Annotated in this window: 12 protein-coding genes; 4 read left to right on the top strand and 8 right to left on the bottom strand. The window is 64.9% G+C overall.

Annotation, left to right across the window (positions count from 1 at the left end):
• Positions 1–191: 191 nt before the first annotated feature.
• Positions 192–1,484, top strand: a complete 1,293-nt coding sequence (gene pncB, locus ACR0FC_RS12430) for a nicotinate phosphoribosyltransferase (protein ID WP_170341005.1) — start codon at positions 192–194, stop codon at positions 1,482–1,484.
• Between the two features lie 6 nt (positions 1,485–1,490).
• Here the strand turns inward: pncB and ACR0FC_RS12435 are convergent, their stop codons facing one another.
• Genes ACR0FC_RS12435 through ACR0FC_RS12460 form a run of 6 tightly spaced genes read right to left on the bottom strand, consistent with a single transcriptional unit; the run spans position 1,491 to position 8,977 of the window.
• Positions 1,491–2,936 carry an aldehyde dehydrogenase family protein gene (locus ACR0FC_RS12435; protein WP_170341003.1) on the bottom strand — a complete coding sequence of 482 codons (1,446 nt, stop codon included), beginning with the start codon at positions 2,934–2,936 and terminating at the stop codon, positions 1,491–1,493.
• 34 nt (positions 2,937–2,970) lie between these two features.
• The gene (locus ACR0FC_RS12440; RefSeq protein WP_170341001.1) at positions 2,971–4,569 is read right to left on the bottom strand and encodes an ABC transporter ATP-binding protein; all 1,599 of its coding nucleotides are present in this window, start codon (positions 4,567–4,569) and stop codon (positions 2,971–2,973) included.
• Complete coding sequence (locus tag ACR0FC_RS12445; protein WP_170340999.1) at positions 4,566–5,381, bottom strand: ABC transporter permease; 816 nt, start codon at positions 5,379–5,381, stop codon at positions 4,566–4,568. Before ACR0FC_RS12445 ends, ACR0FC_RS12440 begins: the two co-directional genes overlap by 4 nt.
• A complete protein-coding gene (locus ACR0FC_RS12450; RefSeq protein ID WP_170340997.1) occupies positions 5,378–6,325 on the bottom strand; it encodes an ABC transporter permease in 948 nt (315 codons plus the stop codon). The genes ACR0FC_RS12445 and ACR0FC_RS12450 overlap by 4 nt, the downstream gene beginning before the upstream one ends.
• A 49-nt stretch (positions 6,326–6,374) precedes the next feature.
• A complete protein-coding gene (locus ACR0FC_RS12455) occupies positions 6,375–7,436 on the bottom strand; it encodes a ligand-gated ion channel (protein WP_170340995.1) in 1,062 nt (353 codons plus the stop codon).
• Between the two features lie 53 nt (positions 7,437–7,489).
• Positions 7,490–8,977 (bottom strand): ABC transporter substrate-binding protein, encoded by a 1,488-nt coding sequence (locus ACR0FC_RS12460; RefSeq protein ID WP_170340993.1) that lies wholly within the window; start codon positions 8,975–8,977, stop codon positions 7,490–7,492.
• Between the two features lie 171 nt (positions 8,978–9,148).
• On the opposite strand from ACR0FC_RS12460, the gene panB reads away from it, so the two are divergent.
• From panB to glpK, 3 genes are all read left to right on the top strand, one after another.
• Positions 9,149–9,988, top strand: coding sequence for a 3-methyl-2-oxobutanoate hydroxymethyltransferase (gene panB, locus ACR0FC_RS12465; protein ID WP_170340992.1), 840 nt, complete (start codon positions 9,149–9,151; stop codon positions 9,986–9,988).
• Positions 9,985–10,836 (top strand): pantoate--beta-alanine ligase, encoded by an 852-nt coding sequence (panC, locus tag ACR0FC_RS12470; RefSeq protein WP_170340990.1) that lies wholly within the window; start codon positions 9,985–9,987, stop codon positions 10,834–10,836. Before panB ends, panC begins: the two co-directional genes overlap by 4 nt.
• A 72-nt stretch (positions 10,837–10,908) precedes the next feature.
• On the top strand, positions 10,909–12,387 hold the full coding sequence (gene glpK / locus ACR0FC_RS12475) for a glycerol kinase GlpK (RefSeq protein ID WP_170340988.1): 1,479 nt from the start codon (positions 10,909–10,911) through the stop codon (positions 12,385–12,387).
• A gap of 28 nt (positions 12,388–12,415) precedes the next feature.
• Here the strand turns inward: glpK and smpB are convergent, their stop codons facing one another.
• Complete coding sequence (smpB, locus tag ACR0FC_RS12480) at positions 12,416–12,898, bottom strand: SsrA-binding protein SmpB (protein WP_170340985.1); 483 nt, start codon at positions 12,896–12,898, stop codon at positions 12,416–12,418.
• Between the two features lie 47 nt (positions 12,899–12,945).
• Positions 12,946–13,488 (bottom strand): isopentenyl-diphosphate Delta-isomerase, encoded by a 543-nt coding sequence (gene idi / locus ACR0FC_RS12485; protein ID WP_093964071.1) that lies wholly within the window; start codon positions 13,486–13,488, stop codon positions 12,946–12,948.
• Between the last annotated feature and the right edge of the window lie 5 nt (positions 13,489–13,493).

Consider the following 13,493-nt stretch of genomic DNA (forward strand, 5'->3'; position numbering starts at 1 on the left):
TATCAAAGTCGTAAGCCAGACCCATTCAACCAACTACTACCTTCTCGTACCATCCCACCGACTAACTAGACCGCGAAAAGAACAGACATTATGCCCGCATTATGGCCTGTCCTTGGCATTGTTACCAAATCCGCGACTCTTGCCATTCACCGCCCTGATTGATCTAACAACGGAAATGGCAGGAGTTCCCCATGGTCGACATCGCGACCCGTGTCTACAATCACAAATGGAAGATCGACCCGATTGTCCGGTCGTTGATCGACACGGACTTCTACAAACTGCTGATGTGCCAGTCAGTGTTTCGAAACCGACCCCAAACAACGGTCGAGTTTTCCTTGATCAACCGCTCGAATCACGTCCCCCTGGCCAAGTTGATCGACGAGGGCGAACTGCGCGAACAGCTGGACCATATCCGCTCGCTCAGCCTCAGCCGGGGTGAAAGCACCTGGCTGCGGGGCAATACCTTCTACGGCAAACGCCAGATGTTCCGCCCCGATTTCATGGAATGGTTCGAGAATCTGCGCCTGCCGCCCTATCACCTCGAACGCCGCGGCGATCAGTACGAGCTGACATTCGAAGGCAAATGGCACGAGGTCATGCTGTGGGAGATTCCTGCCTTGGCGGTGCTGATGGAGCTCCGCTCACGCGCGGTTCTGAACGACATGCGCCGGTTCGAGCTTCAGGTTCTCTATGCCCGCGCCATGACCCGTGTCTGGGAAAAAATCGAAACGCTGCGCGGCATTCCCGGTTTGGGGATCGCAGATTTCGGCACCCGGCGGCGGCATTCCTTCCTGTGGCAGGACTGGTGCGTGCAGGCGATGATCGAAGGGCTGGGCCCGGCCTTCACGGGAACGTCGAACTGCCTGATCGCCATGCGGCGCGAGGTCGAGGCGATCGGCACCAATGCGCATGAACTGCCGATGGTCTATTCGGCGCTGGCCGAAACCGACGAAGGACTGGCCCGCGCGCCCTATGACGTGCTGAGCGACTGGCATGACGAACATGACGGCAACCTGCGGATCATCCTGCCCGACACCTATGGCACCAAGGGGTTTCTGGACCGCGCACCCGACTGGCTGGCCGGCTGGACCGGCATCCGCATTGACAGCGGCGATCCGGCCAAGGGCGCCGAGATCGCCATCGAGTGGTGGAAATCGCGCGGCGAGGATCCCAGCCAGAAGCGGATCATATTCTCGGACGGGCTCGATGTGGACAAGATCCGCGAATTGCACGGCCAATTCGCGGGCCGGGTGAAGGTCTCGTTCGGGTGGGGCACGTTGCTGACCAACGATTTCCGCGGTCTGGTGCCGGGGGATGCGCTGGCGCCGTTCTCGCTGGTGTGCAAGGCGGTCTCGGCCAATGGGCGGCCGACGGTGAAACTGTCGGACAACCCCGAAAAGGCGATGGGGCCGAAAGACGAGATCGAGCGCTACAAGCGCGTCTTTGGCGTAGGGGAACAAGAAGCGATCGAAGTGATCGTCTAGCCCGGCTCAGCCGTGATGGGCGGCCACGGTTTTCAACTGGGAAAAACCGTACAGCGCCTCGAACCCCTTTTCGCGGCCATGGCCCGATTTTCCGACCCCGCCGAACGGCAGCTCGACCCCGCCGCCCGCGCCGTAATTGTTGATGAACACCTGCCCCGCGCGCAGCCGTTTGGCCAGCCGCATCTGCCGCGCGCCGTCCCGCGTCCAGACCCCGGCCACCAGCCCATAGTCGGTGCCGTTGGCGATTTGAATGGCCTGCTCCTCGGTGTCGAAGGGGATCAGAACCTGGACCGGGCCAAAGATTTCCTGCTGCGCCAGCGGATGATCGGGCGGCACGTCACCAAACAGCATCGGGCGCACATAAGCCCCGCCCGGCGGCGCGTGATCCACGATCCGGCCTTGTGCGGCGATCTCAAGATCGGCCCCCTGCGCCAGAAAGCCGGTCACGATCTGCTTCTGCCGGTCCGAGATCAGCGGCCCGACACGCAGATCCTCGGTCGCGGGGCCGACGGTCAGGTCGGCATAGGCGGCGGCCATGCGCGCCTTGACCTCGGCATAGACGCCGCGCTGCACCAGAACACGCGACCCGGCCGAGCAGGTCTGGCCCGCGTTCTGGATGCCCGCATTCACCAGAAACGGCAACGCCGCCTCCAGATCGGCATCATCGAACACCAATTGCGGAGATTTCCCGCCCAGTTCCAGCGTCACCGGCACCACGTTGGCCCCGGCCGCCTGCTGCACCAGCGCGCCCGTCGCCACGGACCCGGTGAAAGAGATGTGGTGCACACCCGGATTGCCGGACAGCGCCGCCCCGGCCTCGGCCCCGATGCCGGGCACCACGTTCAGCGCCCCGGCCGGCAGGCCGGCCTCGGTGGCCAAATGGGCAAAGGCCAACGCGGTCAGACAGGCCTCTTCGGCCGGTTTCAGAATGCAGGCATTGCCCATCGCCAGCGCCGCCCCGACCGAGCGGCCGATGATCTGCATCGGATAGTTCCACGGCACGATATGGCCGGTCACGCCATGCGGCTCGCGCAGGGTGTAGACCGTGTAGCCGTCCAGATAGGGGATGGTCTCGCCCATCACCTTGTCCGCCGCTCCGCCGTAGAATTCGCAGTACCGCGCCAGCGCCACCGCATCGGCGCGGGCTTGGGTCAGCGGTTTGCCAACGTCCAAGGCTTCGAGCAACGCAAGTTCTTCGGTCCTGTCCTGCACCAACTGTCCAAGACTGGTCAGGATACGGCCCCGCTCAACGGCGGTCATGCGCCCCCAGTCTCCGTCCAGCGCCGCCTGCGCGGCCTGCACGGCGGCATCGATCTGCGGCACCCCACCACGCGCGATCCGGCAGAGCGGCGTGCCGTCGGACGGGTTGGTCAGATCAAGCGTGTCGTCGGTTGCGACCCAATCGCCTCCGATCAGGCACAGGGTGGGATCAAACCAGATGGGATTTTGCATATCTGCCTCCAAAACAGGCTCTAACAAAGCGGTATCATGCCGCGCCCTGCCCGATCTGGGGCAATTTCGGCACGGCTTGGATCAGGGTTTGCGTATAGGGGTGCTGCGGGTCCGCGAACACGCGCTCGGTCTCGCCCTGTTCGACGATGCGGCCCGCCTGCATCACCATCACCCGGTCGGTGATGGTGCGCACCACGCTCAGGTCATGGCTGATGAACAGGTAGGTCAGGTCATAGGCCGCACACAGCTCGGCCAGCAGGTCGAGGATTTGCGCCCGGACCGAGACATCCAGCGCCGAGACCGCCTCGTCGAACAGGATCAGCTCGGGCCGGATGATCAGGGCGCGGGCGATGGCGATGCGCTGGCGCTGCCCGCCCGAGAATTCGTGGATGTATTTGCCTGCATCGTCGGGCGAGAGCCCGACGGCGGTCAACATCTCAGCGATGCGATCCTGCCGTTCAGACCCGGTGGGCGGGGTTTCCAGCAGGTGAAAAGGTTCGGTGATCAGGCGGGCGACCCGGTGGCGGGGGTTGAAGCTGCCGAACGGGTCCTGGAACACCACCTGCATCTTGCGACGCACGGCCAGGTTGGATTTGTGCCCGGTGAACACCGGCTGGCCGTCCAGCAGGATCTGCCCGCCCTGCACCTCCTCGAGCCCTAAAATGGCTCGCGTTAGAGTCGATTTTCCGCAACCGGACTCGCCCACAAGCCCAAGGCGTTCGCCCCGATTCAGCGTGAAACTCACATTGTCCACGGCGCGATGATGGCCGGGCTTTTCGAACAGCCGCGTGCGCGGCAGGCGATAGTCGCGCACCACGTTGAGGACCTCGAGCAACGGCGCGGGCGCGGGCGGCGCAGGCAATGCGACCCGGTGGCCCGAGGCCTGAAACAGCATCCGCGTATAGGCATGCTGCATGTGGCGCAGCAGGTGGTCGGTGGCCCCGGTTTCGACCACTCGCCCCTTCTGCATCACCACGATCCGGTCGGCCATGTCGGCCACGACCGCCAAATCATGGGTGATCATCAGCAGGCCCATGCCGTATTCGGTGACCAGCCCCCGTAGCAGATCGAGGATCTGCGCCTGCGTGGTCACATCCAGCGCGGTTGTCGGCTCGTCCGCGATCAGCAGCCGGGGGCGCAGGGCGATGGCCATGGCAATCACCACCCGCTGCCGCTGCCCGCCCGACAATTCGTGCGGGTAGCGGTCCAGCGGGAACCTCTCGGGCGGCAGGCCGACGCGGGTCAAAACCTCGCGGGCACGGGCCTCGGCCTGATCGGGCGGCATCGCCTTGTGGATCAGGATGGTTTCCATCACCTGCGCCCCGATGGTCTGGACCGGGTTGAGCGCCGTCATCGGCTCTTGGAACACCATGCCGATCGCCGCCCCGCGCAGGGCGCACATCTCGGCCTCGGGCAGGCCTAGCAGGTCCTGCCCGTCCAGTCGCAGCGCCCCCGATGTCCGCGCCCCGTTGGGCAAAAGCTGCATCACCGCCAGCGCCGTAATCGACTTGCCCGAACCGCTCTCGCCGGTGACGGCCACGATCTGTCCGGGATCGACGGACAGGCTTACGTCCTTGAGGATGCCGACGGCGTGGATCGACAGCGACAGGTTATGGATTTCCAGCAGGCTCATGCGCGCGCCGCCCGGATGCGGGGGTCGAGCCAGTCGCGCAGCCCGTCGCCCATCAGGTTCAGCCCCAGCACCGTGACGATGATCGCCAGCCCCGGAATCAGAGCCAGATGCGGGGCAAAACTGACCATTGTCTGCGCATCGGCCAGCATGCGGCCCCAGCTGGGCGTGGGAGGCTGCGCGCCCAGACCGACATAGGACAGACCCGCCTCGGCCAGAATACCCAGAGAGAACTGGATGGTGCCCTGCACGATCAACAGGTTGGCGACGTTGGGCAGGATGTGCTCGGCCGAGATGCGCGCCGCGCCCTTGCCCGCGACGCGGGCCGCCAGGATGAACTCGCGCTCCCACAGGGACAGCGCCGCGCCGCGGGTAATGCGGGCGAAGACGGGGATGTTGAAGATGCCGATGGCGATGATCGCGTTCACCGCACCGGGGCCGAAGACGGCGGTGATTAGGATGGCAATCACCAGCGAGGGAAAGGCAAAGACCAGATCGTTGCCGCGCATGATCAGCTCGTCCAGCCAAGACCCCTTGCGCGCCGCGGCCGTCAGGCCCAATGGCACGCCGAACCCCATGCCAATGCCCACCGCCACCAGCGCCACCGCGATCGAGGTGCGCGCACCCACCATGATCATCGAGAACATGTCGCGCCCGAAATGATCGGTACCGAACCAGTGCTGTGCGTTGGGCGGCTGCAGCTTCTCGGGGATGTTCAGCGCGGCGTGGTCATAGGGTGTCCAGACGAAGGACAGCAGGGCCATCAGCACCACCACCGAGGTCAGCCCCGCCCCAAGGATCAGCGCGCGGCTCATGTGCGGCTCCGCAACCGGGGATCGACCGCGGCATAGGCCAGATCGACCAGGAAGTTCACCGTGATGACCGCAAAGACCAGCAGCATCACCACCGACTCCACAACGATCAGGTCCCGCGCCGAGATCGCCTGGAACACCAGCCGCCCCAGCCCGGGCAGGTAGAAGACCTGCTCGATGATGATCGACCCGGCCAGCAGAAACGAGAACTGCAGCCCGATGATCGTCAGCACTGGGATAAGCGCATTGCGCACCCCGTGCCGCCACAGCGCCTGGCGGCGCGACAGCCCCTTGGCGCGGGCGGTGCGCATGAAATCCTCACCCAGAATGTCCAGCAGCGCCGAGCGCATGACCCGCGACAGAATCGCCGCCTGCGGCAGGGCCAGCGCGATCGCCGGCAGCGTCAGCGAGTGCAGCCCGGCCCACAGGCCGTTGTCCCACCCCGCGAACCCGCCCGCGTTGAACCAGCGTAGATTGATCGCGAATATCAGCACCAGCATCATCGCGAACCAGAAGTTCGGCACCGCGATGCCCAACTGCGTGGCCCCCATCACCGCCAGATCGCCCGGCTTCCCCCGGCGCGCGGCGGCATAGATGCCGACCGGAAAGGCGATCAGCGTCGACAGTGTCAGCGCATAGAGCGCCAGCGGCAGCGACACCCACAGCCGGTCGGCCACCATCTGCGCCACCGGCGTGCGATAGGTGTACGAGGTACCGAAATCTCCGGCCAGCATGCCGCTGACCCAGTTCAGGTAGCGCTGCGGCCGTGACACGTCCAAGCCCAGTTCGGCGCGCAGGGCGGCCAGCGTTTCGGGCTGGGCGTTCACCCCCAGCATGAACGAGGCCGGATCCCCCGGTGCCACCTCGACCACCGCGAAGATGACCACCGAAGCGACGGCAAGGCTGAGTGCCAGCGAAATCAGACGTTTGAGCGCATATCGGAGCATTGCCGCCACGTTAGGCCGGGATTGGCCGCCGGTCCAGCGGCACAGCGCGTCAGGACTGCATCAGAAACGCCCAGACCGCATAGCCCACGATCGCGGCATAGCCCAGCGGATAGATCCACTTGATCGCGTAGTTGTCCAGCTTGCGCGCCGTGTCTTCGCGCCCCGAGACTTTGAGCCGCCGCAGCATAACGTTGAACACCACCAGCGCCCCGGTCATCAGGAACATGCATTGCAGGATGAAATCCAGAAAGGTCAGATAGCCCAGCTTGGGCAGATCGGCCGAGATTGCCCAGTTGAAGGCGACAAAGACCAGCAGGTTGGCCCCCGCGATATCGATCCGCTTGCGGTATTCGTCCAGAAAGAACAGCGCCCAGCCGACCAGAACCAGCACCAGCATGGGCAGGAACACCCGGATGACATAGTAGGTCAGGTGGCGCTTGCCCTCGAAGACCAGCGACACCTGATCGCTTTCATTGCCCGACAGGCCGGTCGTGGTCGAGGCCAGCATACGGGCGTTGCCCAAAATCCACTCCTCTTCGCCCAGCGTGTCGCCCAGCCCCGAGAACTGGTCCAGCGCGTAGTAGTGCACGAAGTCGGACGGAAAGACCGAGACGACCTCGAAGTGGAACTCCTGCGTGTCGAAGGGGAACCTGAGGAAGTTGAAATGCGGCGCCTGCAGCGTCAGCGAGGATTTCTCGACAAACGTCACATGCCCATCATGGCGCAGAGCGGCCGCGGATTCGTGCACCCAGCGGTTGGATTGCTGGTTGTGGATGACGAAGGCCGGAACCACCGCATCCCGGGCGGCCGCATGGCGCACGAAGGCCGGCGGATCGAATACGCGGAAATCGCGGCCCAGCTCATCCGGATCGAACGCCAGGGCCGGATCGCTCCATTCAAAACGCAGCACGACCACTGCGCCATAATTCTCGGCCTTCTGATCGACCGAAGTGATCTGGTCGATCTTGATGCCGACGCCGACCTCGACCGGGTTTTCCGGGGTGCCCAACAGCGCGCTGTGGCCATCCTGAAACAACCCTTGCGCGCCCGAGGGCCCAGACAGGGCCAGGGCGACCATGAAGAAAAACACCGAAACCAGGCAACGTGTCATCTGAAACAGACCCTAATATGGGGAAATGGGCCCGCAAGGCGGACCCGAAAGGCTCATTCCGCCCAGCTGATCGCGGTCAGGTCAATGGCCGCCGTGGGCGCGTTTTCCCACAGGCCCTGAACGCCGGCCTTGGCCACGCCCAGCTTGGCCAGCTGGAACAGATAGGCGTTGACGTAATCCTCGGCGATCATGCGCTGCGCCTCGCCCATAAGGCGGGTGCGTTCGTCGGGGTCGGTGGTCGCGTTCAGCGTTGCCATCAGAGCCTGGAAGTCCAGGTTGTCATATTGGAAGTAGTAATCCGGCCGGGCATAGATGCCGATGTCCATCGGCTCGGTATGGCTGACGATGGTCAGGGCGAAATCCTTGCCCTTGAACACGGTTTCCAGCCACTGCGCCCATTCCACGTTGATGATCTCGGCTTTGATGCCGACCTCGGCCAGTTGCGCGGCCACGATCTCGCCTCCGCGGCGGGCGTAGGAGGGCGGCGGCAAGTGCAACGTGGTTTCGAACCCGTCCGCGAATCCGGCCTCGGCCAGCAGGGCGCGGGCCTTGTCCGGGTCATGTGCCGAATTGCCGGTCAGATCGACATAGGCCGGGTTGTGCGGCGCGAAATGCGTGCCGATCGGCGTGCCGTAGCCGAACATCGCACCATCGATGATCGCCTGACGGTCGATCGCATGGGCCAGCGCCTGCCGCACCCGCACGTCGTCGAAGGGCGGCTTCTTGTTGTTGGTCGCCAGAATGGTTTCGCCCTCGGTCGAACCGACAAGCACCTGAAACCGCGGGTCGGCCTCGAATTGCGACAGGTTCTCGGGGGCGGGGAAATTGTCAAACACGTCCACGTCCTCGGCCATCATCGCGGCAAAGGCGGCGGTGGGGTCCGAGATGAACTTGAACGTGGCCTTCTCCAGCGCGGGTTGGTCACCCCAGTAATCGGGGTTGCGCTCCAAGGTGATGCGGTCGCCCTGGACCCATTCGGCGAACTTATAGGCGCCGGTGCCCACCGGGTTGGTCTTGATGCCCTCGATGCTTTCGGGCGCCACGATCACCGCGTCGCCCCAAGCCAGGTTGAACAGGAAATTGCCGTTGGGGTCTGCCAGAGTGATTCTGACGGTCAGCGGGTCCACGACCTCGACGCTTTCAATCCCGGCGAACAGGGCCTTCTGCGCATTGGCGCTGTCCTCGGCGGTGGCGCGGTCGAGACTGAACTTCACGTCCTCAGCATCCATCGTGGTGCCATCGTGAAAGGTGACGCCATCGTGCAGCGTGAAGGTATAGACCTTTCCGTCCTCGGAAATCTCCCAGCTTTCGGCCAGCCCCGGCACGACCGAGCCATCGCCCATGAACCGGGTCAGCCCTTCGAACACGTTGGTGTAGACCACCGAATCGATGGCTTGCGCGGCGGCGCTGGTCGGGTCCAGATGCGGCGGTTCCAGCTGCATGGCGATGGTGATGTCCGACCGGGCCATGGCCTGCGAGGCGAGCAGCCCCACGCCCAGCGCCATGGCGCAGGCAAAGGTGCGAAAGAACGGCTTGGTCATGTAAATTCCCTCCCAGAATGTGCGGATGGGCGGCGTATGACGCGGCCCTGACGGAAACAATGTCCCTGCAAACCTTGGGTCATTCAAGGAAATGTTCGCGCAACCGGGGTTTCTCTGGCCCCTGCCGATCTGCTATGCCGCGCTGCAACATGAACCCCGCGAGGAGCGAGCATGAGCGCCACCGCCCGCAAGACAGCCCCGAATGCCGAGGATATCCGCGCCCGCAAAGGGGGCGATCCGCTGGTCAGCCTGACCGCCTATACCACGCCGATGGCCCGGCTGATGGACCCCCATTGCGACTTCGTCCTGGTGGGCGACAGCGTCGGCATGGTGCTGCACGGGCTGAGCTCGACCCTGGGCGTGACGATGGAGATGATGATCCTGCACGGGCAGGCCGTGGCGCGCGGGCTGGAGACGGCGATGATGGTCATCGACATGCCCTTTGCCAGCTATGAAGAAAGCCCTGCGCAGGCCTTCCGCAACGCGGCCCGGCTGATGGCCGAGACCGGCGCCGGCGCGGTCAAGCTGGAAGGCGGGGTCGAGATGGCCGAGACGATCCGCTTTCTGGTCAAGCGCGGCATCCCGGTGATGGCGCATGTGGGTCTGACGCCGCAATCGATCAACACGCTGGGCGGCTACAAGGTGCAGGGCCGCGACGAACAGGCCGAGACGGTGCTGGCCGACGCCCGCGCCGTGGCCGAGGCCGGGGCGTTTTCCGTCGTGCTCGAGAAGGTTCCGCAGGGTCTGGCCGACCGGATCACCGCCGAGCTGCCCATCCCTACCATCGGCATTGGAGCCTCGGCCGGCTGTGACGGTCAGATCCTGGTGGTTGACGACATGTTGGGCTTTTTCACGGCCTTCAAACCGAAATTCGTCAAACGCTATGCCGATCTGGGCCCGCTGGCCGAGGCCGCCATCGCCGAATACGCCGCCGAGGTGCGCGCCCGCACCTTCCCCGCGGCCGAGCATGTGTTTGCCGATCAGGCGCCCGCCAAGGGGGGCAAGGCATGACCGCGCCCATCCTGCGCTCCCTTTCAGAGCTGCGCGCCAAGACCCGGGCCTGGCGCCGGGCGGGCCAGACCATCGGCGTGGTGCCCACCATGGGCGCGCTGCATCAGGGGCACCTGTCGCTGGCACAGGCGGCGCGGGCCGATTGCGACCGTGTGATCGTGACGATCTTCGTCAATCCCAAGCAGTTCAACAACCCCGAGGATCTGGCCAAGTACCCGCGCACCGAGCAGGACGACGCGGCCAAGCTGGCGCCGCTGGGGGTCGATGCGATCTATGTCCCCGACCCGGACCAGATCTATCCGGACGGGTTCGTCACCACCGTGTCCGTCGCCGGCCTGACCGACGTAATGGAGGGCGAATTCCGCCCCGGACATTTCGACGGCGTGGCGACCGTCGTGGCGAAACTGTTCCTGCAGACGCAGGCGGACCGAGCCTATTTCGGCGAAAAGGACTATCAGCAGTTGATGGTCGTGCGCCGCATGGCCCGCGATCTGGACATCCCGATCGAGGTGATCGGCTGCCCCACCGTGCGCGAGCCCTCGGGGCTGGCGATGTCCTCGCGCAATCTGCGCCTGTCGGACCAGGGGCTGGCGACCGGGGCGCGGATGCAAGCGTTGATGCAGGACATGGCCGGGCAACTGGCGCAGGGCGCCGCGTTCGCCGATCTGGTGGGGCCGGCCCGCGAGACGCTGCTGGCGGCGGGCTTTTCCGAGGTGGAATATATCGACCTGCGCTGCGCCGAAACGCTTGCGCCGCTGACCGCCGCCACGCGCCCCGCGCGCCTGTTCGCCACCGCCTGGCTGGAGGGCGTGCGCCTGATCGACAATATCGACGTGCCGGTGGCCTGAAACTGGGGTCTGGAACGGCCCCGACCAATCGCCTAATGTCCCCTGAAAATGACGACCGGGGGGAGCACGGGCATGACCTATATTCTGGCAATCGATCAGGGCACCACGTCCTCGCGCGCGATCCTGTTCGACGCGCAGATGCAGCGCGTGGGCACCGCACAGCAGGAATTCACCCAGTATTTCCCGCAGGAAGGCTGGGTCGAGCACGACCCCGAGGAAATCTGGGACAGTGTCCTGAACGTCTGCCGGCAGGTGATGGACAAGGTGGGCGCCTCGGCCGACCAGATCGCCGGGATCGGCATCACCAACCAGCGCGAAACCACCGTGGTCTGGGACAAGGTGACCGGCAAGGCCATCCACAACGCCATCGTCTGGCAGGACCGCCGCACCGCCGAGATCTGCCAGCGGTTCCGCGACGCGGGCTGCGAGGATGACGTGACCGCCCAGACCGGCCTGCTGCTCGACCCATATTTCTCGGGCACCAAGGTCAAATGGATACTGGACACCGTACCCGGCGCGCGCGACCGGGCCGAGGCGGGCGAGCTGCTGTTTGGCACCATCGACAGCTTCCTGATCTGGCGCCTGACCGAGGGCCAGGTCCACGCCACCGACGCCACCAACGCCGCGCGCACCCTGCTGTTCGACATCCACAAGGGCAACTGGAGCGCCGAGATCTGCGATCTTCTGGACGTGCCGCTGTCGATGCTGCCCGAGGTGCGCGACTGCGCGGCCGATTTCGGCCAGACCAGCCTGTTCGGCGGGGCGATCCCGATTCTGGGCGTGGCCGGTGACCAGCAGGCCGCCACGATCGGGCAGGCCTGTTTCCAGCCGGGCATGATGAAATCCACCTATGGCACCGGCTGTTTCGCGCTGCTGAACACCGGCACGCAGCCGGTGGAGTCGAAAAACCGCCTACTGACCACCATCGCCTATCAGCTGGACGGTCAGCGGACCTATGCGCTGGAAGGCTCGATCTTCATCGCGGGCGCGGCGGTGCAGTGGCTGCGCGACGCGCTGCAGATCATCGACTCGGCCCCGCAAAGCGGCGAACTGGCCGCGCAGTCCGACCCCAACCAGCATGTGGTGCTGGTGCCCGCCTTCACCGGGCTGGGCGCGCCCTATTGGAAGCCCGACTGCCGCGGCGCCATGTTCGGCCTGACCCGCAACTCGGGCCGGGCCGAGATCGCACGGGCCACGCTGGAAAGCATCGCCTTCCAGACCCGCGACCTGTGGCACGCGATGCAGGGCGATTGGGGCGCCGACGCGGACGTGATTCTGCGGGTCGATGGCGGGATGAGCGCTTCCGACTGGGCGATGCAGGGCCTGTCGGACATTCTGGGCGCGCCGGTCGACCGGCCGGTGATGCAGGAAACCACGGCGCTGGGCGCAGCCTGGCTGGCGGGGATGAAGGCCGGGGTCTACCCCGATCAGGCCGGATTTGCCGAAACCTGGGCGCTGGACCAACGGTTCGAACCGATCCTGCCCGAGGCTGACCGCGAAGCGGCCTATGCGCGCTGGAAACGGGCGGTGCAGGCCACCATGGCGTTCTGATCCACTCTGACCCGCGGCGCAGCCCGGGTCAGCTGTGATCCTTCAGCAGGCGCTGTTTCTGGCGCGACCAGTCGCGCTTGGCCTGGGTTTCGCGCTTGTCGTGGATTTTCTTGCCCTTGGCGATGCCGATCTTGAGCTTGGCCCGACCCTTGTGGTTGAAATACAGCACCAGCGGCACCAGCGTCATGCCCTTGCGCTGCGTGGCGTTCCACAGGTTCGACAGCTCTTTCCGGGACACCAGCAGCTTGCGCCGGCGGCGCTCTTCGTGCTTGAACGCCTTGGCCTGGTCGTAGGGCGCGATGTAGCTGTTGATCAGCCACAGTTCACCATCCTCGACCGCGGCATAGCTTTCCGCGATGTTCGCCCCGCCCGCGCGCAGAGACTTGACCTCGGACCCTTCCAGCACGATGCCGCACTCGATATCCTCTTCGATCGCGTAATCGAAGCGGGCCCGCCGATTTTCGGCGATCACCTTGTAGTTGGGGTATGTCTTCTGCTTCTGCTTGGCCATGACGCCGTGATGTATGCGGCTTCGTCAGCCCTTGCAAGATGGGCGCGTCAGGATTTGGCCGAGATGATCAGGTCGGGGCCAAAGATCGTGTCTGCGTGATTGTGCAGATAGATCTTCAGCCACGGGGTGAACCGTTCGGGGTGACGGCGCACTTCGGCCAGCAGATCGTGGTAGTCGATCCAGCGGATCTCCATCACCTCGTCGGGATTGGGCTCGATCTTCAGCGGCCCGCGCACATGCGCCAAGAACACGTCCACGACCTCGTTTTCGACCATCCCGTTGCCGACATCCGCATGATATTCCAGCCGGTGCCGGTATTCCGGATACAGGCCGGTAATGCCCAACTCCTCGCGCAGGCGGCGCACGGCGCAGTCCGAGGAGTTTTCGTCCCAGTCGGGATGGGTGCAACAGGTGTTCGCCCATAGGCCGGGCGTGTGATACTTGCCCAGCGCGCGGCGCTGCATCAGAATCTCGGTGCCCCGCACGACGAAGACCGAGACCGCCTTGTGCTTGAGCCCCTTTTCGTGGGCTTCCAGCTTGTCCACGGGTGTCAGCTCGCCATGAACCCAAGCCGGGATCATGATTCCCATCTGTC

The organism is Ruegeria sp. BB9 (genome assembly GCF_056539345.1).